Source organism: Candidatus Krumholzibacteriia bacterium (assembly GCA_035649275.1).
Classification (GTDB): Bacteria; Krumholzibacteriota; Krumholzibacteriia.
Window position 1 is genome coordinate 169,308 of record DASRJW010000101.1, and the last position, 20,327, is coordinate 189,634.

Annotated in this window: 17 protein-coding genes and 1 pseudogene; 12 read left to right on the top strand and 6 right to left on the bottom strand. The window is 68.7% G+C overall.

Annotated features, from left to right (window positions below; genetic code table 11):
• Positions 1–230 precede the first annotated feature (230 nt).
• Together VFE28_10625 and VFE28_10630 are read left to right on the top strand one after the other, a co-directional pair.
• The gene (locus VFE28_10625; GenBank protein HZM16450.1) at positions 231–1,232 is read left to right on the top strand and encodes a hypothetical protein; all 1,002 of its coding nucleotides are present in this window, start codon (positions 231–233) and stop codon (positions 1,230–1,232) included.
• Between the two features lie 16 nt (positions 1,233–1,248).
• Positions 1,249–2,208 carry an MqnA/MqnD/SBP family protein gene (locus tag VFE28_10630; GenBank protein HZM16451.1) on the top strand — a complete coding sequence of 320 codons (960 nt, stop codon included), beginning with the start codon at positions 1,249–1,251 and terminating at the stop codon, positions 2,206–2,208.
• A gap of 220 nt (positions 2,209–2,428) precedes the next feature.
• Here the strand turns inward: VFE28_10630 and VFE28_10635 are convergent, their stop codons facing one another.
• Positions 2,429–3,124, bottom strand: a complete 696-nt coding sequence (locus VFE28_10635; GenBank protein HZM16452.1) for an HD-GYP domain-containing protein — start codon at positions 3,122–3,124, stop codon at positions 2,429–2,431.
• Positions 3,125–3,440: 316 nt separating this feature from the next.
• Here VFE28_10635 and VFE28_10640 point away from each other — a divergent pair, with 316 nt between their 5' ends.
• The 9 genes from VFE28_10640 to rlmD all read left to right on the top strand — a co-directional run bounded on the left by VFE28_10640 (position 3,441) and on the right by rlmD (position 13,525).
• Positions 3,441–4,370, top strand: a complete 930-nt coding sequence (locus VFE28_10640) for an ATP-binding cassette domain-containing protein (protein HZM16453.1) — start codon at positions 3,441–3,443, stop codon at positions 4,368–4,370.
• 39 nt (positions 4,371–4,409) lie between these two features.
• Positions 4,410–5,114 carry an ABC transporter permease gene (locus VFE28_10645; GenBank protein HZM16454.1) on the top strand — a complete coding sequence of 235 codons (705 nt, stop codon included), beginning with the start codon at positions 4,410–4,412 and terminating at the stop codon, positions 5,112–5,114.
• 12 nt (positions 5,115–5,126) lie between these two features.
• The gene (locus VFE28_10650; protein HZM16455.1) at positions 5,127–6,713 is read left to right on the top strand and encodes a Gldg family protein; all 1,587 of its coding nucleotides are present in this window, start codon (positions 5,127–5,129) and stop codon (positions 6,711–6,713) included.
• 33 nt (positions 6,714–6,746) lie between these two features.
• Positions 6,747–7,673: a DUF4340 domain-containing protein gene (locus tag VFE28_10655; GenBank protein HZM16456.1), complete on the top strand. Its 927-nt coding sequence runs from the start codon at positions 6,747–6,749 to the stop codon at positions 7,671–7,673.
• A gap of 16 nt (positions 7,674–7,689) precedes the next feature.
• Complete coding sequence (locus VFE28_10660; protein HZM16457.1) at positions 7,690–8,253, top strand: DJ-1 family glyoxalase III; 564 nt, start codon at positions 7,690–7,692, stop codon at positions 8,251–8,253.
• Between the two features lie 239 nt (positions 8,254–8,492).
• The gene (locus VFE28_10665; GenBank protein HZM16458.1) at positions 8,493–9,941 is read left to right on the top strand and encodes a hypothetical protein; all 1,449 of its coding nucleotides are present in this window, start codon (positions 8,493–8,495) and stop codon (positions 9,939–9,941) included.
• Positions 9,942–9,956: 15 nt separating this feature from the next.
• Positions 9,957–11,222: a polysaccharide deacetylase family protein gene (locus VFE28_10670; GenBank protein ID HZM16459.1), complete on the top strand. Its 1,266-nt coding sequence runs from the start codon at positions 9,957–9,959 to the stop codon at positions 11,220–11,222.
• Between the two features lie 273 nt (positions 11,223–11,495).
• Complete coding sequence (locus VFE28_10675; GenBank protein ID HZM16460.1) at positions 11,496–12,098, top strand: YceI family protein; 603 nt, start codon at positions 11,496–11,498, stop codon at positions 12,096–12,098.
• 59 nt (positions 12,099–12,157) lie between these two features.
• The gene (rlmD, locus tag VFE28_10680; protein ID HZM16461.1) at positions 12,158–13,525 is read left to right on the top strand and encodes a 23S rRNA (uracil(1939)-C(5))-methyltransferase RlmD; all 1,368 of its coding nucleotides are present in this window, start codon (positions 12,158–12,160) and stop codon (positions 13,523–13,525) included.
• Positions 13,526–13,544: 19 nt separating this feature from the next.
• Here the strand turns inward: rlmD and VFE28_10685 are convergent, their stop codons facing one another.
• From VFE28_10685 to VFE28_10700, 4 genes are all read right to left on the bottom strand, one after another.
• Positions 13,545–14,006: a VOC family protein gene (locus tag VFE28_10685; GenBank protein ID HZM16462.1), complete on the bottom strand. Its 462-nt coding sequence runs from the start codon at positions 14,004–14,006 to the stop codon at positions 13,545–13,547.
• A 198-nt stretch (positions 14,007–14,204) separates the two neighbouring features.
• Positions 14,205–15,776, bottom strand: a complete 1,572-nt coding sequence (locus VFE28_10690) for a lipopolysaccharide biosynthesis protein (protein HZM16463.1) — start codon at positions 15,774–15,776, stop codon at positions 14,205–14,207.
• 178 nt (positions 15,777–15,954) lie between these two features.
• The gene (locus tag VFE28_10695) at positions 15,955–16,530 is read right to left on the bottom strand and encodes an NUDIX hydrolase (GenBank protein ID HZM16464.1); all 576 of its coding nucleotides are present in this window, start codon (positions 16,528–16,530) and stop codon (positions 15,955–15,957) included.
• Positions 16,531–16,538: 8 nt separating this feature from the next.
• Positions 16,539–18,224 (bottom strand): electron transfer flavoprotein-ubiquinone oxidoreductase, encoded by a 1,686-nt coding sequence (locus VFE28_10700; GenBank protein ID HZM16465.1) that lies wholly within the window; start codon positions 18,222–18,224, stop codon positions 16,539–16,541.
• Positions 18,225–18,418: 194 nt separating this feature from the next.
• Between VFE28_10700 and VFE28_10705 the strand changes: the two genes are divergently transcribed.
• Positions 18,419–19,111, top strand: coding sequence for a DNA-3-methyladenine glycosylase (locus VFE28_10705; GenBank protein HZM16466.1), 693 nt, complete (start codon positions 18,419–18,421; stop codon positions 19,109–19,111).
• Here VFE28_10705 and VFE28_10710 read toward each other — a convergent pair.
• Positions 19,102–20,286: pseudogene (locus VFE28_10710) on the bottom strand (MFS transporter). The gene VFE28_10705 and the pseudogene VFE28_10710 sit on opposite strands and share 10 nt — an antisense overlap.
• Between the last annotated feature and the right edge of the window lie 41 nt (positions 20,287–20,327).

The following is a 20,327-nucleotide window of genomic DNA, read 5'->3' on the forward strand; positions in this document are numbered from 1 at the left end:
TCTGGTTCGGGCAACGACGACGTCTCGCCCGCTCGGCTGCTGGAGGGGGAACGGCACCGGCCTCGGGATCTGGGGGCGGGGGAGCGGTACCGGCCGCAGGCGCTGCGGGTGGGGGAGCGGCACCGACCGCGGGAACGGCGGTATCCAGCGCCGACATCGCCTGGCAACTGCACTACGGCCCCGGCCTCCCTCTCCATTGGAGCGAGCCTTCCTCGGCGAGGAGCCCGGTGTTGCCGGCGCTCGCCGTGGCGCGCCGGCACATCCTCGCTCACTGCACCGCTCTCTCGCGCTCCAACCTCGTCATCCACGGCGTCCGCGCTCTCGGGCGCGAGCTCCCCCTCGGCGGCGACGCCTATCAGGTGCTGCTGCAACAGTACACCCGGGAGACCGCCCTCGGCGGGAAGCTCTTCCTGGAAGTGCCGGTGCACGACGAGGGCCACGGGCACGCCATGTTGAAGACGCTCATCGAGCGCCAGTGCGAGCCCGATCTCGGCTTCACCCACGAGGGCCGCAGCTACGACTTCCGCGCTTTCGTCGCCAGCACTCGAGCGCTCTCGGCCTATCCCGCTCCCGGGCCGGTGGACGATCACTCCTGGACGCTCATGGCTCTGGCGCGGGTGACGCCGCCTGCTGCGGCGCGGTGGGTGAACGCGCATGGCCGCGGCTTCGACCTCGAGCGACTCTACGACGACACCTCCACGGCGCTCCTCGCCGACACCGCCCTCGTCCGCGAGGTCGATCTCTCCCAAGCCGAGCTGCCGCGGGACTGCCCTGCCTTCACCCGGGCCTGCGGTGGTTTGCACATGCTCTATGCGCTGGCGGCGGCGCTCTCCTCGGGCTACACGAACGCGGCGCGCCGTACCGACTTCGCCACCCACATGCGCACCCTGGGCCGGCGCTTCGTCTACGACATGGGTGTCATCGAGCAGGTGGAGAAACTGAACGTGCCGCGGATCGGCGAGGAGAGAGCTGCGGTTTCGGCCTTGGACCAGCGCCTCAAATTCCTCGGCCACAGCCTGGAGATCGTCGGTCTGGTGGACCAGTTCCACTTGTACGAGTGGAGCCGCGAGGAGCGCCAGCGCGTCGACGGCGCCCGGCAACGCCTGTGCACCGAGATCCAAGCGAGCGCCCGGCTGGACTTCGGCGCCGTCGAGCCCGACCGCGACACCTACGAGAGCCTCGTCTCCGGCTTGTGTCATGCCTTCAACGGCCTGCGCCTCAGCCCCGGGTGAGAGGAAGGTCGTCGAGGTGCCGTACATCCACCGTGCCGGCAGGACCGCGGGCGAGGTCAGCCACGCCCGCCCAGCACCGCTGGACGGCTGTCGTCGCGACGTCTATAGTGCGCCGGACCGCGAGGCCGCGAGGAGCAAGAGCGTGCTGCTGCGACTCGGACACAGCCCCGACCCCGACGACGCTTTCATGTTCTACGCCCTTGCCGAGGGCCTCGTGGAGCGCGAGGGCCTGGAGTTCGAGCACGTCCTCCAGGACATCGAAACCCTGAATCGCCGGGCCGAGAAGGGCGAGCTCGAGATCACCGCGCTCTCGGCCCACGCTTACGCTTTCCTCCACGATCGCTACCTGCTCCTGCCACACGGCGCCAGCATGGGGGACGGTTACGGCCCGCTCCTCGTCTCGCGCCGGCCCATGCGTGTGGAGGACCTGAAGGAGGCGCGGATCGCCGTGCCGGGCACGCGCACCTCGGCTTTCCTGGCGGCTCGGCTCGCCCTCGGTTACTTCCAGCACGTGCAGGTGCCGTTCGATCGCATCATGGAGTTCGTTCAGGCCGGCGAGGCGGACGCCGGTCTGCTGATCCACGAGGGACAGCTCACCTACGCCGGCCACGATCTCAACAAGGTGCTCGATCTCGGCGCCTGGTGGCAGGAGACGACCGGCGGCTTGCCGCTTCCCCTCGGCGTCAACGCGGTGCGCCGGGATCTGTCGGAGCCGGTGGTGCAGAAGATCGTGCGCGTCCTCGGCCGCAGCATCGACTATGGTCTGCGCCATCGCGAGCCGGCGGTGGCGTACGCGCTCCGCTACGGCCGCGGCCTCGATCGGGCCCTCGCCGATCGTTTCATCGGCATGTACGTGAACGATCTCACCCGCGACCTGGGGGAGCGTGGCCGCGCCGGCTTGCAGGAGTTCTTGCGCCGCGGCCATGCGGCCGGTCTCGTCCCCGCCCCCGTGCCGGTCGAATTCGCCACCGCCTGAGACGCCGTTCGCTTCTTCCGCTTGCCACCGATCGAAGCGCCGTTCGCGCCCCGGCGACGTCGCCACGCCCACGCGTCCAGACCCACGAACGCTGGCAGAAACATTGCTCGACGGCGTGCGGTCGTCCCTCGTGACCGATCCCGGACGATGCGCCATGCCTCGTCGCATCCTGGCGTGGCGCGTCGTGCCGGGATTCTTCTGCTTTCAGGGAGCAGTGTTTTCAGGGCGCCGGCGCGGGTGTGGCGGGCGTTGCCTCGCGCACCGCCTGTCGCGACGCCTGCAGGAACGCGGCTTCACAGCTCATGAAGGCTTCGACCAGATCGGGGTCGAAGTGCGCCCCCGCTTGCCCGAGGATGAGCTTGCGCGCCAGCGCATGGTCGTAGGCAGGCTTGTACGGCCGCTCCGAAGTGAGAGCGTCGTACACATCGGCGAGGGCGACGATGCGCGCCGCCAGCGGGATCGCCTGGGCGTGCAGGCCGAAGGGATAGCCGCTGCCGTCCCAGCGTTCATGATGGTGCAGCGCGATGTCGCAGCCCAGGCGCAGCCAGGGATCTTGCGGATCGCGCCAGCAGAGTTCCTGCAGCGTCCGCCCCCCTTGCGTGGTGTGGCGCTTCATGAGGGCGAATTCTTCCGTCGTGAGCGGACCGGGCTTGCGCAGCAGACGCTGGGGGACGCGCAGCTTGCCCACGTCGTGCAGGGTGCTCGCCAGGGGCAGCCATTCCAGAAGGTCTTGGAGCGCCAGGCGGTGACGCGGGTGCGCGGCGAGCTGCTGGGCGAGGATCTCGGTGTACACCGGCAGGCGCTGCAGGTGGGAGCCGGTGATCGGATCGTGACGGCACAGTGCCGCCACCAGGTGCGCCGCCGCCGGCGGTGCCAGGCGGCCTTCGGCCTCGCCACCCCACGTCATCCCCGCCATCCATCCCCTCCGCTCCCACCGCTCGGACGGGCAATCTAGGTCGCTCCTTCCAGGCCTGTCAATGCCGCGGCCCGACCCCGCCTGGAAGGGCGCGGGGCGCGACGGCGCGACAGCCCGGCGGCGCGACGCCGGCGGCACGACCACGGTGCCGCGCCGCAGGAGGGGGGCTTGCCCTGCGCCCCGCCCTGTCCTAATCTGCCCGGCTGGCTCCGCATTCCAGTGGGTCCTGGAGTCTCAGGGCCATGTCTCCTCCACGTCGATTGGGAACCGCGCGCGGCAGCGGCGTGTTCGAGGCTCGCGAGGGGAGCTGTTGCCGATGATCGAAGTCCAGGAGCTGACCAAAACCTTCGGCGAGACTCGCGCCGTGGACGCGGTTTCCTTTACCGTGCGCAGCGGCGAGATCCTCGGCTTCCTCGGCCCCAACGGCGCCGGCAAGACCACCACCATGCGCGTCATCACCTGCTTCCTGCCGCCCACCGGCGGCCGGGTGCTGGTGGACGGTCTGGACGTGGTGGAGCGCTCCCTGGAAGTACGCCACAAGATCGGCTACCTGCCGGAGAGCGCCCCCCTCTACCTGGACATGAACGTCGTCGACTACCTGCGCTTCATCGCCGCCGTGCGGCGCGTGCCGCAGGCCCAGGTGCGGGAGAAGGTGCGCCACGCCGTCGACGTCTGTGGTCTGGACGAAGTGGTGCAGAAGAACGTGGGCCAGCTCTCCAGCGGCTACCGGCAGCGCGTCGGGCTGGCACAAGCGATCCTGCACGATCCGGAGATCCTGGTCCTGGACGAACCCACCCGCGGCCTCGATCCCAACCAGATCCACGAGATCCGCGACCTGATCAAAGAGCTGGGCCGGCAAAAGACGGTGATCTTCTCCACCCACATCCTCCAGGAAGTGGAGGTCCTCTGCGATCGGGTGCTGATCATCGACCACGGCAAGATCAAGTTCGACGGCTCCAAGGAAGACCTGTCGCTCTCGGCCTCGGGGCGGGAACAGCTCTATCTCGAGGTGCGGGCCGACGGCGACGTGCGCCGCACGCTGGAGCAGGTGGCGCAGGTAGAGGCGGTGCACGTCCTCGCCAAGGAGAACGGGCGGGTGCGGCTCCGCATCGAGGCGGCCCGGGGCAGCGACGTGCGCGAGCGCATCTTCCGCACCGCCGTGGAACAGGGCTGGAGCCTGCTGGAGATGCGGCGGGAAACCCGGAGCTTCGAGGATGTCTTCCGCGAGCTCACCTTGTCGACCTGAGGTCGAGGCTTCGCTCTCGAGGAGGCGGACGGCGCGTCCATGACCAACGTGATGCCCATCCTGAAGAAGGAGCTCCGCTCCTACTTCGCTTCCCCAGTCGCTTACATCGTGCTCAGCGTCTTCCTGGGAATCTGCGGCTGGTTCTTCTCCACCAGCTTGTTCGTGGTGGGCCAGGCGAGCATGCGCAACATCTTCACCATCATCCCCTTCGTCTTCACCTTCTTGGTGCCGGCCATCACCATGCGCCTGCTCTCGGAAGAGAAAAAGACCGGGACCTTCGAGCTGCTGGTCACCATGCCGATCTCGGACATCGAAGTGATCCTGGGCAAGTACCTGGCGTCCCTGGTGCTGCTCGCCGTCGCCATCGGGCTCACCGCCACCAACGCCTTCACCATCGCTGTCCTCGGCAAAGCCGACAATGGCGCCACCTTCGCGGGCTACATCGGCCTCCTCCTCTTGGGGGCGGGCTACCTCGCCATCGGCATCCTGGCGTCGAGCCTGACGGAAAACCAGATCGTGGCCTTCATCGTCAGCTTCCTGGTCATCTTCGTGCTGTCCCTGGTGGACAAGGTGCTCATCTTCCTGCCCACGGCGCTGGCCAGCGTCTTCGAGTACCTGAGCGCCGAATACCACTTCAACAACATCGCCCGCGGCGTCCTCGACAGCCGCGATCTGGTGTACTACGCCAGCTTGATCATCATCGGTCTCTACTTCTCGGCGCGGGCGCTGCACCGCCGGCTGTAGGGGGAGGAACGCGTGCAGGGCAAGAGAGGCTCGGTGTTCGGCGTGGCCACGGCGGTGCTCCTGGTGGCGATTCTCGTCGTCACCAACGTGGTGTCGTCGAACTTCTTCGGCCGGATCGACCTGACCGAGGGCAACATCTTCAGCCTGGACGCGGCGAGCAAGCGCATCGTCGGCCAGCTGGACGACACCTTCTTGGTCAAGGCGTACTTCAGCAAGAACCTGCCGGCGCCTTACAACGCGAATGCCAAGTACGTGCAGGACAAGCTGGAGGAGTACCGCGCCTACGGCAAGGGGCGCTTCCGCTTCGAGTTCGTCGATCCGGGCAGCGACGCCAAGCTGGAAGAGGAAGCGCAGAAGCACCGCATCCCGCCGGTGCAGGTGCAGGTGGTCGAGCACGACCAGTTCGCCGCCAAGCGGGCGTACATGGGACTCGTCTTTCTCTACCAGGACCGGCAGGAGACCATCCCGGTGGTGGAGAACCCGGTGGGCTTGGAGTACGAGATCACCACCACGATCAAGAAGCTCACCAACCCCACCGGACAGCTGCCGGTGGTGGGCTTTCTCGGCGGTCACCAGGAACCGGGCCTGCAGCAGCTGAACACGGTGCAGCAGGTCTTCCAGAAGCAGTACCAGTTGCGCCCGGTGGAGCTCGCCGGCGGCCAGCGCGTGGCCGCCGACGTCCAGGTGCTCTTGGTGGCGTCACCGCGCTCGCCCTTCTCGCCGTGGGAGAAGTACGCCATCGACCAGTTCATCATGCGCGGCGGCAAGGTGGCTTTCCTGATCGACAAGGTGGACGCGGACCTGCAGACCCAGCGTGCCATGCCGGTGCGGCTCGACTTGGACGACTGGCTCGCGGCGTACGGCGTGCGGGTGAACGACAACCTGGTCGGCGACATGCAGAATCCCGGTCTGCTCACGATCACGCAGCAAGAGGGCATGTTCCGCATGATGAGCCAGGTGCCCTACCCGTTCATCCCCAACCTCCGGGACTTCAACCGCGGCAACGTCATGGTCAAGGACCTGGAGCGCGTCGGCGTCTACTACGCCAGCAGCATCGACACCAGCGTGGCGCGGGCCCATGGTTTGCGCTGCGAGCCGCTCATCTTCTCCTCTCCCAAGAGCGGGGTGCAGGAGCAGGCCTACAACATCAACCCGACCACGCGCTGGAGGCCGGAGGACTTCAGCCGCGGCCAGCAGGTGCTGGCGGCGGCGGTGTATGGGCCCTTCACCAGCTATTTCAAGGACAAGCCGGTGCCGGCGGACAGCGGCGCGGCGCCAGCCCTCAATGAGCCCACCCTGCCTACATCGCCGGAGAACCGCATCGTGGTGGTGGGGGACGGGGAGTTCTTCGTCGACGACAAGGGCGGCAACGACCGGGACAACCTCCTCTTCTTCCAGAACCTCGTCGACTGGCTGGTGCAGGACGAGGACCTCATCGGCATCCGCTCGCGGGAGGTCACCGACCGGCCGCTCAAGTCGGTGTCGGAGGCCACGAAGCGCGTCGTCAAGTACGCCAACATGCTCGGCAGTCCTGTCCTGGTCATCGTCCTCGGCATCGCCGTCTGGCAGCTGCGACGGCGGCGCCGCGTCGAGGTCTAGGGGTTCTTGGCGGGGCACGCCGACGGAGGCAGCATGCGCAGACTCGTGACTCTCGGTGCCGTGCTTGTCGCGTTGCTCGCGGTCTGGGGCATCCAGCGCCTGCAGCACGGCCGCGTGGTGGCGTCGGCCCCGGCCCAGACCCTCGCTCTCGCCGCCGATCGGGTGACCAAGCTCCGCATCGCCAAGCACGGCGAGACGCCGGTCGAGATCGAGCGCGTCGCCGGCGCCTGGAGGATCACCAAGCCAGGGGACTACCGCGCCAGCGATACGGTGGTGAGCGGCGCCCTGCAGGCGATCGACTCGCTGGCCCTCGTCGACGTGGTCTCCAACAACCCGGCCAACCGCAGCAAATTCCAGGTGGACTCCATGGGCACGCGGGTGCAGGTGGAGGAGGGGGGCAAGAACGTCCTGGATCTCATCGTCGGCAAGTCGAGCCCGGATTTCTCCCACACCTACGTGCGCCGCGAAGGCGCCGACGACGTCTACCGGGCCGACGGCATCCTCACCTACCAGTTCAACAAGCGGCTCGACGACTGGCGCGACAAGGCCATTCTCGAGCTGGATCAGGCAGACATCGTGCGGTTGCTGCTCGACTATCCGAAGGAGAAGACTCAAGTGGCCCTGGCCAAGCGCGACACGGTGTGGACCGTGGCCGCGGCGGGCTCGGCCCCGGAGGCGGCGGATTCGCTGGCGATGGCGCAGGTGTTGCGCGGGGCGTCCAAGCTGTCCACCGTGAGCTTCGTCGGCCCCGAAGAAGCGGCGAAGGTGGACTTCACCAAGCCCGACTTCCGGCTCCAGGTCGACACCGACAGCGGCTCGCACACCATCGTCTTCGTCGAGGCGGAGGGCGGCAAGATGTACGCGCAGAAGAGCGGCGAGCCGCAGATCTACCAGATGTACAAGACCAGCCTGGCCCACCTGATGAAGAAAGCCGACGACCTGCGTCACAAGAAAGTCTGAGCCACCGAGGTCGGCCATGCCACGCGTTCTCGTGCCGTTGGCACCGGGATTCGAAGAGATCGAAGCGGTCAGCATCGTGGACGTGCTCCGCCGCGCCGGCGTCCAGGTGGTGCTGGCGGCGGCGAGCGGCCCCGGCCTGGTCGAGGGTGCCCATGGCATCGCGGTGCGCGCCGAGGCGTCTCTCGCCACCGTCGCCGAGCAAGACTTCGATCTCGTCGTGCTCCCGGGCGGCGAGCCCGGCGTCACCCATCTCGGCGAGGATGCGGCGCTCGCCGCACTCCTCGCCCGCCGTGCGGCGTCGGGGCAGCCCCTCGCAGCCATCTGCGCCGCACCGCGTCTTCTCGCCGGCGCCGGCTGGCTTCGCGGCCGTGCCGCCACCAGCCATCCCAGTGTCGCCGAGGCCTTGCGTGCCGGCGGCGCCCTCTACGACGACCACCGCCGTGTCGTGCGCGACGGCTCCATCCTCACCAGCCGCGGTCCGGGAACGGCGCTCGAGTTCTCTCTCGCCGTTCTGGAACTCCTCGGTCTCTCCGCGCGCGCCGACGAGCTCCGTCGGGCCATGCTCGTGGCCCAGGACTAGAGCGCCGTCTGGCCTCTGCTTCGTTCCAGAGGAAGCCGTTACCGCAGCGCTGGATTTGGCGCAGCCCGTGCATGCTTAGCTCCGGTCCAGATCGCTGCGGCGCGACCGTCGTGGCGAGGCTCGGAGCGACAGCGGTTTGCCGGACGGACCCGGCGTAGGGAATCCGAACGGCGGGCAGGAATTGCACCGGAACTGCTCCAGAGCGCGCCGAATCTGACCGGGAGGAGGCGGGAAAAGCCATGAGCGAAGGCGGCATGCACCAGGTGGCACGGGCGGCGGAGGCGGCCACGGCGCCGGGGAAACGGGCAGTGGCGGGCCAGTTCGCCGCCGAAGCAGTGCGTTGCCTGCGCGAGTCCCGCGTGGCCTTCGCTCTCCTCCACGCGGACGTGGAGACGCTCCACCTGGTGAACCACATCCACGCCCTGGTGGAACCGGGGGAGATCGAGATCGCCGCCGCCGCGCTGCGGCGCAGCGGTTGCCGCGAGATGCGCCCGGATCCGGCGCGGCCCGGTGCCTGGACGTTCCTCAACTTCGAGGTGGATCGCTTTGTCGCCGTCACCTTGCACCGCGACCTGGTGCAGCGCGGCGTGCCGGTGCTGGATGTGGCGCTGGCACTCTCGCGGCGCGAGATGCGCGGGGTGACGCCGCGCCTCGCTCAAGAGGACCTCTTCCTCCAGGTGTTGCTCGGCGCCGCGCTCGACGGCCGGAAATGCAGCGAGGGCGAGCGTGCCGAGCTGGTGCGCTGGCGCCGGGATCGCTTGGATGCGGCGCGCCTCGCCGCGCAGACCGAACGCCTGGGCCTCCGGCCTCTGGTGGAAGCGGCGCTTCCCGAGCTCGACGCCTTGCTCCGCGAACCGCGGCGCTGGCGGCGCTTCCGCCTGCAGCTCTGGGCCACGGTGCTGCGCCAGCCCGGAATCGCAGCCAGTGCCTGGCGCGCCTGGAAGAGGGAGAATCTCCACCTGCGTCGGCATCCGGTCGTCCTGGCGCTGGTGGGACCGCCGCACGCCGGCAAGTCGGAGCTGGCGCGTACGCTCCAGGAGAAGCTGGCGAAGACGCCGCTCGCGGCGCACTACGTCTCCATGTCCTGCTGGGAAGGTGGCGTCCTCGGCCGGCGACTGCTCCACGCCCTGGCCCCACCGGTCATCAACCCGCGCCGCTTGCTCGCGGCACGCCGGGGTCGGCAGATGCAGCTCAGCGAAGCGGAGCTCCAGTGGCTGGGCCCGAAGCCGCCGCAGAAGCTGCCCCTGCTCCTCGCCGTCGCGAGCCATCGCGTGCGCACCTTCACCTTCCATATGCTGCTCTTGGCTTCGCTCCGCTTGCGTTACGCCATGCACGTGGGTCGCTGCCGGAGCCCGCTCGTCGTCTCCGACGGCTGGATCTTCGACCTCGCCTTCCGCCACGGCCGCGTGCCCTACACCCATGGCAAGGCCTGGCGCAACTTCGTCAGCCGTCACATCCCGGCGCCCGACGGCATCCTCTACTTGTCGCCGTCCTACGAGCTCGCCGCCTCGCGGGAGCCGAAGCTCCAGCGCCCCGAGTTCGAGGCGGTCGATCACGGCTTGCGGCGGCTGTTGCGGACCCAGGGGGCGGTCGAGTTCGTCACCGACGAGGCGCCGCGCACGGTGGCGCTCACCTTCCTGCACCGGTACTGGGCGCATTTGCTCGAGCGTCACAACCGGCACGCTTGAGCCGCGGAGGCAAGGATGCCGAAGAAGTCCCGCCGCACACGCTGGGAGCGACTCCTTCCCACGCTCTGGGCCGGCTTCCTCGTGGGCAGCGGGCTTCTTTTCCTGTTCCGGCTCTTCCAGCGCCCGCGGCTCCTCGTCCTCGCCTATCACCGGGTCACGCCGCCGGAGGGAGCGTCGCACTGGGAGATGCCGGAGCGTTACGTCTCCACCGAAACTTTCGCCAAGCAACTGCGGGCGCTCCGGCCCTTCTACCGCTTCGTTTCCCTGGAGGAATTCCAGGAGATCGTGACCGGGAAGAAGCGCGTGCACCGGCACGTGGCTCTCGTCACCTTCGATGACGGCTATCGCGACAACTACGAGCATGCCCTGCCGATCCTCCGCAAGCTGCGCGTGCCGGCGGCCTTCTTCATCAGCCTCGGCTTCGTGGGCGATCGCCGCAGCTTCTGGTTCGACCGGCTGGCGCAAGCCTGCCACGACTGGGAGAAGGGTGAAGCGAAACGGGCTCGGCTGCACTCGTTGTTGCCGCCGCCGCTGGCAGCGATCCTGGAGGCGGCGAAGCCTTGGGGCGAGCGCCTGCAGCAAGCCCTGCAGTTCGTGGCGCGGCTCCCGGTGCAGGAACGCCGCGCTCTCCTGAAACGCCTCCTGCCCGATTCCGGTTTGTCGAAACAGGCGTCGGAGGCTCTGAGCTGGACCGAGGTGCGCGAGCTGCGCGCTGCCGGCATGAGCGTCGGCGCCCACGGGCGCACGCACACGACGCTCATTCACATGTCCGCCGCCGAGGCGCGGCGCGAGCTGCAGGAGAGTCTCCAAGGCGTGTCCGGCGGTGCCGAGACCCCGGTGGTCGCTTTCGCTTATCCCGCCGGCGCCACCGACGAGGACGTGACGCGCTGGGCCCGCGACGCCGGCGTCGAGATCGCCTTCACCCTCGAGCCGCGGGAGAACCGGCCCGGTGACGATCCGTTGCGCCTCGGCCGGCACAACGTCTGCGAGGACACCTCGCGCGATGTTTTCGACGAGTTTTGCGGCCCTGTCTTCGTCGGCGCCATGACTGGAGTGCTCGGACTCTGGCGCCATGCCGAGGCACCTGCTTCCCTGGCCGGTGCGGCGCTCCTCGACCTCGCTTGGACCGGGCCCCAGGAAGCGATCACACCCCATGAGACTCTGGAGGGCCCGCCCGCGGCGCGCCTGCACCATGAGCTGAAGCCCCCCGCGCCGCCGACCGGGCTGTTGCAAGCCGCCGCCCGTCTCCCGGAAGTGGTACGCCTCCGCCCCCGCACCTGACCTGGGCGCTCCCGCCTGACCCCAGACCCCGCGCCCGCCCCCAGAACCGCGCCTCGTCCTCTCGTCTCCCCGCACCGGCTGGATTCCGCTGCCCGCGCCCTGCTACCGTGTGACCCCTTAGGCCCCAGGCCAGACCACGGGCAGTCCTCCGGGAATCCCTGCAGGGCCACCGGTGTTGAAGCGGGGATGCAGGTGGAAGCGGCCCGCCCCGGGAGGGGGCGAGCCGGAGCAAGGGTAGGACAGCCTCCGCACTGAGAAAGGAGCTTGGTTCGCATGCACGCACGCAAGTTGCTCGCAGCGCTCGTCGCCCTGACGTGCCTGGCGCTGCAGTCGGTCGCCCTGGCGGCGCCGGAGGTCTACGACTTGGACAAAGCCCACTCGTCGCCGGGCTTCAAAGTGCGGCACTTCTTCACCCAGGTCCCGGGGCGCTTCGAAGACTTCACCGGCACGGTGTCTTGGGACGAAGCGGACCCGACCAAGTCGACGGTGGAGCTCAGCATCCAAGCAACCAGCATCAACACGGGCAACACGCAACGGGACAACCACCTGCGGAGTGCTGACTTCTTCGATGTGGAGAAGTTCCCGACCGTGACCTTCAAGAGCACGAAGTTCGAGAAAGGTGCGAGCGAAGGTCACTTCAAGGTCACCGGTGATCTCACCATCCGTGGCGTCACCAAGCCCGTCGTCATCGAGCTCGAGGCGCTCGGCTTCGGCGACACGCCCATGGGCAAGCGCGGCGGCTTCAACGCCACGACCAAGATCAACCGCCAGGACTTCGGCGTCAGCTGGAACAAGACCCTCGACAAGGGCGGCACCCTGCTCGGCGATGAGGTCACCATCGAGTTCCCCGTCGAGCTCAAGAAGAAGTCGACCTGATTCTGCTTCGGTAGAGGGCGGCCGGCTCGTCGCCGGCCGCCTGTGCTAGGCTTCGTTCGATGCAAATCCGCCGCGGACAAGAGCTCGATGTCGAGGTGGAACGCGTGTCCGCCGAGGGTCACGGTGTGGCCCGTCACGACGGCCTGGTCGTCTTCGTCGAGAAGGCGCTCCCGGGAGAGCGCGTCCGCGCCCAGGTACGCCGGGTGAAGAGCAACTTCGTCCAGGCGCGCACCGTGGAAGTCCTGCGCCCCGCCCCCGAACGCGGCCCAGGTCGCTGCAGCCATCTGGATGTCTGCGGCGGCTGCAGCTGGCAGGAGCTGGAGTACGAAGCGCAGCGACGCGCCAAGACGCAGCTGGTGCAGGACGCCCTGACGCGCCTCGGCGGCTTCCGCGACCTGGAGGTGCCGCTCGCTGTCGCCGCGCCGCACCCCTTCTTCTACCGCAACAAGATGGAGTTCGGCTTCTTCGACGGGCCCGACGGTCGCATCGTGCTGGGTCTGCACACGGCGGGACATTTCGACCGCGTCTTCGATCTGGACGCCTGCTATCTCATGTCGGAAACCTCGAACCGCATCGTGGCGCGGGTGCGGGAGCTGGCGGCGAGCTCGGGTCTGCCTGCCTACCACAGCCGGCGGCACGTGGGTTTTTGGCGCCATCTGGTGGTGCGCGAGGGCAAGCGCACCGGACAGATGCTGGTGAACCTGGTCACCGCTGCCGGCACGTTGCCGAACCGGCAGCAGATCGTGGCGGCGCTCACTGCCGAATTCCCCACCGTGGTAAGCATCGTCCGCACCATCAACAGCGGACGCGCCATGATTGCGACCGGCGAACAGGAGGAGATCCTGCACGGTCCCGGCGTGATCGAAGACGTCCTCGGGGGCCTGCGCTTCCAGATCAGCGCGGCGTCCTTCTTCCAGCCGAACCCGGAGCAGGCAGAGCGCCTCTTCGCCCTGGTGGCGGAGTGGGCCGAGCTGCGGGGCGAGGAGGAAGTGCTGGATCTCTACGCCGGTACCGGCGCCATCGCGCTCTCCCTGGCGGGTAGGGCGCGCCGGGTAACGGGCATCGAGCAGGTGGAGAGCGCCGTCGCCGACGCGGAGCGCAACGCTCGCCTCAACGGCATCGACAATTGCCGCTTCGTGGCGGCGGACGTGCGCCAGTTCCTGCGCAGTGCGACAGGGGAGCGCGCCCCGCAACGCATCATCGCCGACCCGCCCCGGGCGGGGCTGCACCCCGACGTCGTGCAGGGCCTGCGGCGCCTGCGCGCGCCACTCCTTCTCTATGTTTCCTGCAACCCGAGCACTCTGGCGCGGGATCTCCAGCTTCTCTGCGTCGATGGCGACTACCGGCTGCAACGCGTGCAACCCGTCGACATGTTCCCACACACGCCCCACGTGGAAACCGTCGCCAGCCTCGTCGCGACGGCGTAAGCTGTCCTCCCGCCCTCGCCTACTTCCCGAATTCCGCCGCCACCCGCTTTGCCATCTCCGCGGGCGGAACATCCTCGATGTGGGTGGCCAGCGACCAGCGGTGGCCGAATGGGTCGACCAGCGACCCGTAGCGGTCACCCCAGAACATGTTGCCGAGCGGCATCGCCACGGTGGCCCCGGCCGCCAGGGCCTTCTCCCAGAGCTTGTCCACGTTGTCCGCGTAGATGTGGATCGTGACCGGCGAGCCCCCGATGCTCTCGGGACCGCTTGCGCCCATGTCGGGGAATTCGTCGTTGAGCATCAGAAACGAGCCGCCGATCCGGATCATGGCGTGCATGATCTTGCCGCCCGGCCCCGGCATGCGAGCGATCTCCTCGGCACCGAAAGCCTTCTTGTAGAAATCGATCGCCTTGCTTGCATCCTTCATGACCAGATGGGGTGTCAAGGTGTGAAAGCCGTCAGGAATGGGTTTGACCGGCATCTCTCTTCCTCCTCATGGATTCCCGCACTCTCGAGGGGAGACACGCCCGCCCCGCTATGGGGAACGGGCCAACTCGGCGAGGTTCGACTTCGTGGGGAAGAATAGCACGTGCGGCGCGGCGCGCGCTCCGGTTCGCCCCAGTCAAACGGCCGAGCGAACTGGGAGAGTGCAGCAGTGGTTGGCAGGAGGGGCGTCAGCTCAGGAACGCTGGCGTTCGGCGCCGGCGCCGACGAGCTCGGCGTCGTCCGCGGCTTCGGTCACGGCAGGGAAGGGGAAATCCTTGCGGTCAGCGGGTTTGGATGCCGCTTTGCCGATACGGTGGTTGAACAGGTCGCGCAGGCGCTCGACCTCCGCCACGGTGTAGAAGCCGAAGACGCCGAGCAGCGCAGGGTAGAGCAGCACCATCGCCCAGGCCGCGGCGATCTGTCCCACCAGATCGTCGGGCATCACGAAACCGGCGATGTAGAAGCTGGAGAAGAGAGCGGCGGCGACCTTGGTCAGACGGCCGGGCTCGAAGCGCAGCAACTGGCTGCGGCGCGCCGCCACCAGCACCATGGCGCAGAGCAGCGACTGGGCGAGGACGGCGGTGAAGGCGGCGCCGAGGGCGCCGTGCTTCGGTACCAGCAAGGCATTGCCGGTGAGGCTGAGAACGGCGGCGGCGAAGGTGGCGCGCTGCACCGGCGGCGCCGGACGACCCTCGAGACGCAGGCACACCAGCAACAGCTTTTGCACCCCCCCGATAGCCAAGGCCATGAGGAGGAGCGGCAGGATCCACGCCGTGCCCTCGTAGTCCGGCTGGCAGACGATGCGCAGCAGGGAGGGGGCGAACACGGCGATGGCGAGAGCTACGAGGCCGGCCAGGGCCACGAAGTAGGTCAAGAAACGGCCGAAGACTTCGCGCCTGCCTTCGGCAGCTCCGTCCGGCGCATGGAGACCCGGGACGAGGCCGAGGAGTGGTTGCACGACGAAGTCACCGAGGGCTTGTGCCAGGCGCAGTCCGAAACCGTAGGTCCCGATCAGGCTGACCGAAGTCGAGAAGGCGAGGAAGTAGCGATCGTTCGCCGCCAGCACCAGATTGGGCAGCTCACGCCGCAGCCGCGGCCAGCCATCGCGCAGCAAGCGACGCAGCGCCACCATAGAGGGCGCATGGCAGAGGTCGCGACGCAAGGTAAAGACGAGCAGCAGCGTGGCGACGCCCTCGCGCAGCACCTCGCCGTAGACGACGCCGGTCAGGCCGAGGCCGGCACCGACGACGAGCAGTATGTTGAGCACCGCCGCCGCCACCGCATCGCCGAGGCGGAGGCCATCGAGCCAGCCCGACCGGCCGCGGGCCCGCAGCATCTGCCGCGGTACGTTCTGCACGGCGCGGAGGAAGCCGGCGATGCACATGAGCTGGAGCAGCGTGCTCCAACGCGGCTCGCGGAAGAAGAGCAGGCTCGCCGGGCCGGCAGCGAGGGCGAGGAGGCCGAAAAGCACCGCGCCGCTCGCCACCGTGTGCACGAACGCCGTGGTGACGACGCGCCGGCGCGACGGGTCGTCCTCGCCGGCGGCGAGAGCGTGCTGGCGCAGGATCCGCGCCGTCAGACCTTGGATCGCGATGCCGTCGAGGAGGAAAGTGGTGAGGTACAGGAGAACGAGGACGCCGAAGTCGGCGGGTGTGAGAGCGTGCCCGTAGAGCAGCAGCAAGCCGAAGCCGATGCTCTTGCTGGCGCTGCTCGCGGCGCTGTGCAGCGCTGCGCCCGCACCGATGCGTGCACGGAGTCTCCGCATCCCCGCGCCTCCCTGCGTCTGGAAGCGAGCGCGTCTGGCCTCTCCGCTCTGGGAGGGCCGTTTCCGTCGCTGTCCCCGAGGGGTCCGTCGCGACTCGATTCGGGATCCCAGCAGGCCGGCACAGCAGCTTCCGTGCCCGCGGTTTGCGAAGAGTTCGTGGGGGAAGAAGCGTGAGAGTTCAAGGAGGCGCAGGATCGGTGGCGTCGGCAGGCGGCTCCATGGCATGCACGCGGCGCAAGTAATCGGCGAGGGCGTCGAAGGTGCTGGGGAAAGCGAGATCGTTCCACGGCAGCGCTTCCGGGGCGAAGGTGCGCACCTCGAGGGCTTCGTCACCGACGGCGAGCGTGCCACCGACGACTTCCGCTACATAGACCACGACGACGATCGGGCTTCCCGCGTAAGAGTAGACGCCGAGGAGCGAGCGCGGCTCTACCTGCAAGCAGACTTCCTCGAGCGCCTCGCGTGCGGCGGCTGCGGGCACCGTCTCGCCGCGGTCCACGTAGCCGCCCGGGTACACCCACTTGCCGACGGCGGGCGGAATGGCGCGGCGCAAGAGGACGATGCGTCCGTCGATCTCCAGGATGCAGCCCGCCGCGACCTTGGGATCGAGGAAGAGAATGAAGTCGCAGGCCGGGCAGGCGAGGCGCGTGGGCTCGCCGGGCCGCAACAGCCGCGTTTCCAGCCGGGTGGCGCACTGCGGGCAGAACGACCAGCCGGGCGCGGCGTCGTGTGGGTGGGTGGGGTGGCCGGACATGGGCGGCGTCACATGTTCACGTAGCTGGGACCGCCGCCGCCCTCGGGGGGAACCCACTGGATGATCTGGTACGGGTCCATGATGTCGCAGGTCTTGCAATGCACGCAGTTGGTGAAGTTGACCACCAGCTCGCGGCGGCCGTTCTCCTTCTCCACCATCTCGTAGACGCTGGCCGGACAGAAGTGCTGGCACGGGTTGCCGAACTCCGCCGTGCAGCGCTCGTTGCAGATGTCGAAGTCGGCGATGCGCAGGTGGCAGGGCTGATCTTCGTCGTGGTTGGTGCCCGAGAGGTAGACGTCGGTGAGCTTCTTGAAGGTGAGCTTCTCGTCGAGTGGCACTGGTGCCGGGGCCTGGGCCCCGTTCAGTTCGTGGCGACGGCGCATGTGGGTGTAGTCCGGATCGAGACGGCGGCGCTCGAAGACACCGCGGCCGGCGGTCAGCAGCTGCAGTCCCGTGTGCATCAGCCCGGGCACGAGGCCGCGTTCGTAACCCTGGCGGAAGTTGCGGACGCGGTGCAACTCCTTACGGGCCCAGCTCTTCTCGAAGCGCTCCGGATAGCCCCGTAGCGTCGCCGCGCTGGTGTCGCCGGCTTTAAGGGCGTCGACGAGGGTTTCCGCTGCCAACATCCCCGACTTCATCCCCAGGTGGACGCCCTTGAGACGCATGGCGTCGAGGTAGGCGGCACATTCGCCGACGAGGAGCACGCCGTCGGCGTAGAGCCGAGGCATGGTGTAGTAACCGCCTTCGGAAATGGTCTTGGCTCCGTACGCCACCATCTCGCCGCCGGCCAGCATCGCGGCGATGAACGGATGGGTCTTGTACTTCTGGAAGAGCAGGTGCGGATCGGTGTCGGGGTGCTTGTAGTCGAGGGCGGTGACGAAGCCGAGGGAGAGGATGTCGCCGCTCATGTGATAGATGAACCCACCGCCGTAGAGGTCCTGCGGCAGCGGCCAGCCGAGGGTGTGCAGCACCCGCCCGGGGTGCAGCCTTCCCGCTGGCAGCCGCCACAGCTCTTTGACGCCCGTGGCATAGAGCTGCGGCAGGGAGTCGCGATCGAGGCCGAGCCGCGGAATGAGCTCCTTCGTCAGGCTGCCGCGGCTGCCCTCGCCGAGCACCGTGACCCGGGCGCGGATGTCGATGCCGGGCTCGTAGTTGCTCTTGGGTTGACCCTGCTTGTCCACGCCGCGATCCCCGGTGCGTACGCCGACGACGCGGTCGCCTTCGAAGAGGATCTCGCTGCCCGCGAAGCCGGCGAAGACGTTGACGCCGGCAGCCTCGACCTTGCTGGCGAGCCAGCGGGTGACCTGGTGCAGGGAAACGAGGTAGTTGCCGTGGTTCTGCAACGGCGGCGGCGTCACCGGGAACTTGAGGTGCTTCTTGGCCGTCAGGAAGTAGACCGCGTCCTCGGTCACCGGGCTCTCGGCGGGGAAGCCCTGAGCCTCGAAATCGGGCATGAGCTCGCGGAGCGCGTGGGGATCCAGGATGGCGCCGGATAGGGAGTGCATCCCCACCTCGCTCGCCTTCTCGATGACGGCGATCTGGAGCTCGCCGAGCGGCGCCCCGGCGCGCGCGCCCTGCGCCACGGCCTCGTCGTGCTGGCGCGCCAGGTTCGCCAAGTGCAGGGCCCCCGCCAGGCAGGCGGGCCCGGCGCCGACGAACAGCACGTCCACTTCGAGCACTTCGCGCTCTGCCATCGCCTTCCTCCCGAGACCGCTCCACGCTCTGTGCCGGCTCGAGGGCCTGGAGCCGGCGAGCCATCATACCCGTGCAGGCGGAGGCGACGTTGCACCGCCCGTGCCGCCGCCCTCCTCATAGCCATCGTCTGGACCGGCTCGCCTGCTGTCAAGCTCTGCTACCATGCGTGGCGCCGCTGCACCGGAGCCCTGCCATGCCACCGCACCGACCTTCTCCCCTGCCACGCGCTTTCTACGCCCGCAGCGCCCTCTGCGTCGCCCGCGAGCTCCTCGGCTGCATCCTCTGTCGCCGCGTCGAGGGCAGCATGCTTGCCGGGCGCATCGTCGAGACCGAGGCCTACGTCGGCGCCGAGGACCAGGCCTGCCATGCCCGGCATGGCCGCACCGCGCGCAACGAGGTCATGTTCGGCCCCCCGGGTTACGCCTACGTGTACTTCGTCTACGGCGTCCACGACATGCTCAACGTCGTCTGCCAACCTCCGGGCCGCCCCGAGGCCGTGCTCCTCCGCGCCCTGGAGCCGGTCCGAGGCATCGAGCCCATGCGCGAGCGGCGCGGCGTGCAGCGCCTGACCGCGCTGCTCAGCGGTCCAGGGAAGCTGTGCCAGGCTCTCTCCGTGACCCGTCGTCAAAACGGCGCCGACCTCTGCGGTCCGGATCTCTGGATCGCAGGCGGCACCTTGGCGCCAGGCGAACGCATCGGGCAGAGCGCCCGCATCGGGGTCGACTACGCCGGCGAGGATGCCGTACGGCCCTGGCGCTTCTATGTGGAGGGCAATCCGCACGTGTCACGGCCCGCGCCGGGACGGGGCCCGCGTCGCCGCAAGCTCCAGACGCAAAAGACGAGGGCAGCGCAGCCAAGGAGCAGGGCCTCCCAGGCGAGCAGATGATCCGGCGCCAGTCGCGAGGCCGCGGCGCCAGCGATCGCCATCCCGAGCACCTGAGCCAACGACAACGCCGCGATGGCGAGGCTGAGAACGCGCCCGAGGAGAGCGGGCGGCGTTTCCTCCTGCAAGAGCGCGTACGCCGGGACCAGCATGCAGATCGCCCCAAAGCCGAGGGTCGCCGAGGCGGCGAGCGCCATGCCGACATGAAAGGTGCGCGACACGAGCCAGAGCGACAGCGCCGCGATGCAGGCGCCGCTGCAGATGGACCAGAGCTTGTCCCAGCGTTTCCCCGAGTGGGTGACGGCGAAGGCGCCGAGCGCGGCGCCGGCACCGAGACCGGAGACAATGAAACCCATGACGCGGGGGCCCGCCTCCAGCCGGTCGCGGGCGAAGATGGGCATGACGGCGATGTAACCGCCGAGGGCGCACAAGCCGAGGGTGAGGAGCAGGATGACGGCGCGCAGGCGCACGGCATGCTCGAGGAAATGCAGGCCGGCGCGGAACTCGCGCGCGAAGGGGGCGCGGTCTGCGGTGATTCCGGGCAGGCGCGGGAGACGGGTGAGGAGGAGCGCGGCCGTCATCAGCATGACGGCATCGAACTGGAAGCAGCCGCGCGGGCCGAGCCAGGCCACGAGCAAGCCGGCGATGCCGGGCCCGAGGATCTTGGTCAGCTGCGTGCCCTGCGTGTTGAGCGCGTTCGCCACCAGCAGATGCTCCCGGCGCACGAGCCGCGCCAGGGCGCTGTGTTGGGCCGGGTTGAAGAAGCCCGCCACGGTCTGGTGGACGGCGAGCAAGAGGCAGGTGGCCCAGAAACGCGGCCACACCGCCATGACCAGCACCATGAGAGCGCGGAGCGCCGCCGTGGAGACGAGCACCCGCCGCAGCTCCCAGCGGTCCACCCAGACGCCGGCCACGGGGGAGAGGAGCGCCAGGGGCAGGGTGTAGGCGATGCCGAGAAGGCTGACGCCGCTCACGCCCTTCTTCCACTCGAACGAGGTCAGGCTGAAGAGCGCCATGAAGGCGAGCCAGTCGCCGACGGTGCTGACGAAGTTGCCGAGGAGCAGCAGGCGGAAGCGCCCATCCCGCAGCACATCCTTGAAGTCCGCGGTGACCGAAGCGGGCTCGCTCGGCTCGACTCTCGGTGCGGCTGCGGTCGCCAGCGGCTCGGGGTGCGTCATGCGGGCAGGATAGCATCGCCGCTCCGTCGCCGCCGCAGCGC

Coding starts and splice junctions, on each gene's coding strand:
- VFE28_10705 (HZM16466.1), top strand. CDS start 18,419: ATGCCACCGCACCGACCTTCTCCCCTGCCACGCGCTTTCTACGCCCGC.
- VFE28_10645 (HZM16454.1), top strand. CDS start 4,410: ATGACCAACGTGATGCCCATCCTGAAGAAGGAGCTCCGCTCCTACTTC.
- VFE28_10700 (HZM16465.1), bottom strand. CDS start 18,224: ATGGCAGAGCGCGAAGTGCTCGAAGTGGACGTGCTGTTCGTCGGCGCC.
- rlmD (HZM16461.1), top strand. CDS start 12,158: ATGCAAATCCGCCGCGGACAAGAGCTCGATGTCGAGGTGGAACGCGTG.
- VFE28_10640 (HZM16453.1), top strand. CDS start 3,441: ATGATCGAAGTCCAGGAGCTGACCAAAACCTTCGGCGAGACTCGCGCC.
- VFE28_10665 (HZM16458.1), top strand. CDS start 8,493: ATGAGCGAAGGCGGCATGCACCAGGTGGCACGGGCGGCGGAGGCGGCC.
- VFE28_10675 (HZM16460.1), top strand. CDS start 11,496: ATGCACGCACGCAAGTTGCTCGCAGCGCTCGTCGCCCTGACGTGCCTG.
- VFE28_10655 (HZM16456.1), top strand. CDS start 6,747: ATGCGCAGACTCGTGACTCTCGGTGCCGTGCTTGTCGCGTTGCTCGCG.
- VFE28_10635 (HZM16452.1), bottom strand. CDS start 3,124: ATGGCGGGGATGACGTGGGGTGGCGAGGCCGAAGGCCGCCTGGCACCG.
- VFE28_10670 (HZM16459.1), top strand. CDS start 9,957: ATGCCGAAGAAGTCCCGCCGCACACGCTGGGAGCGACTCCTTCCCACG.
- VFE28_10690 (HZM16463.1), bottom strand. CDS start 15,776: ATGCGGAGACTCCGTGCACGCATCGGTGCGGGCGCAGCGCTGCACAGC.
- VFE28_10685 (HZM16462.1), bottom strand. CDS start 14,006: ATGCCGGTCAAACCCATTCCTGACGGCTTTCACACCTTGACACCCCAT.
- VFE28_10695 (HZM16464.1), bottom strand. CDS start 16,530: ATGTCCGGCCACCCCACCCACCCACACGACGCCGCGCCCGGCTGGTCG.
- VFE28_10660 (HZM16457.1), top strand. CDS start 7,690: ATGCCACGCGTTCTCGTGCCGTTGGCACCGGGATTCGAAGAGATCGAA.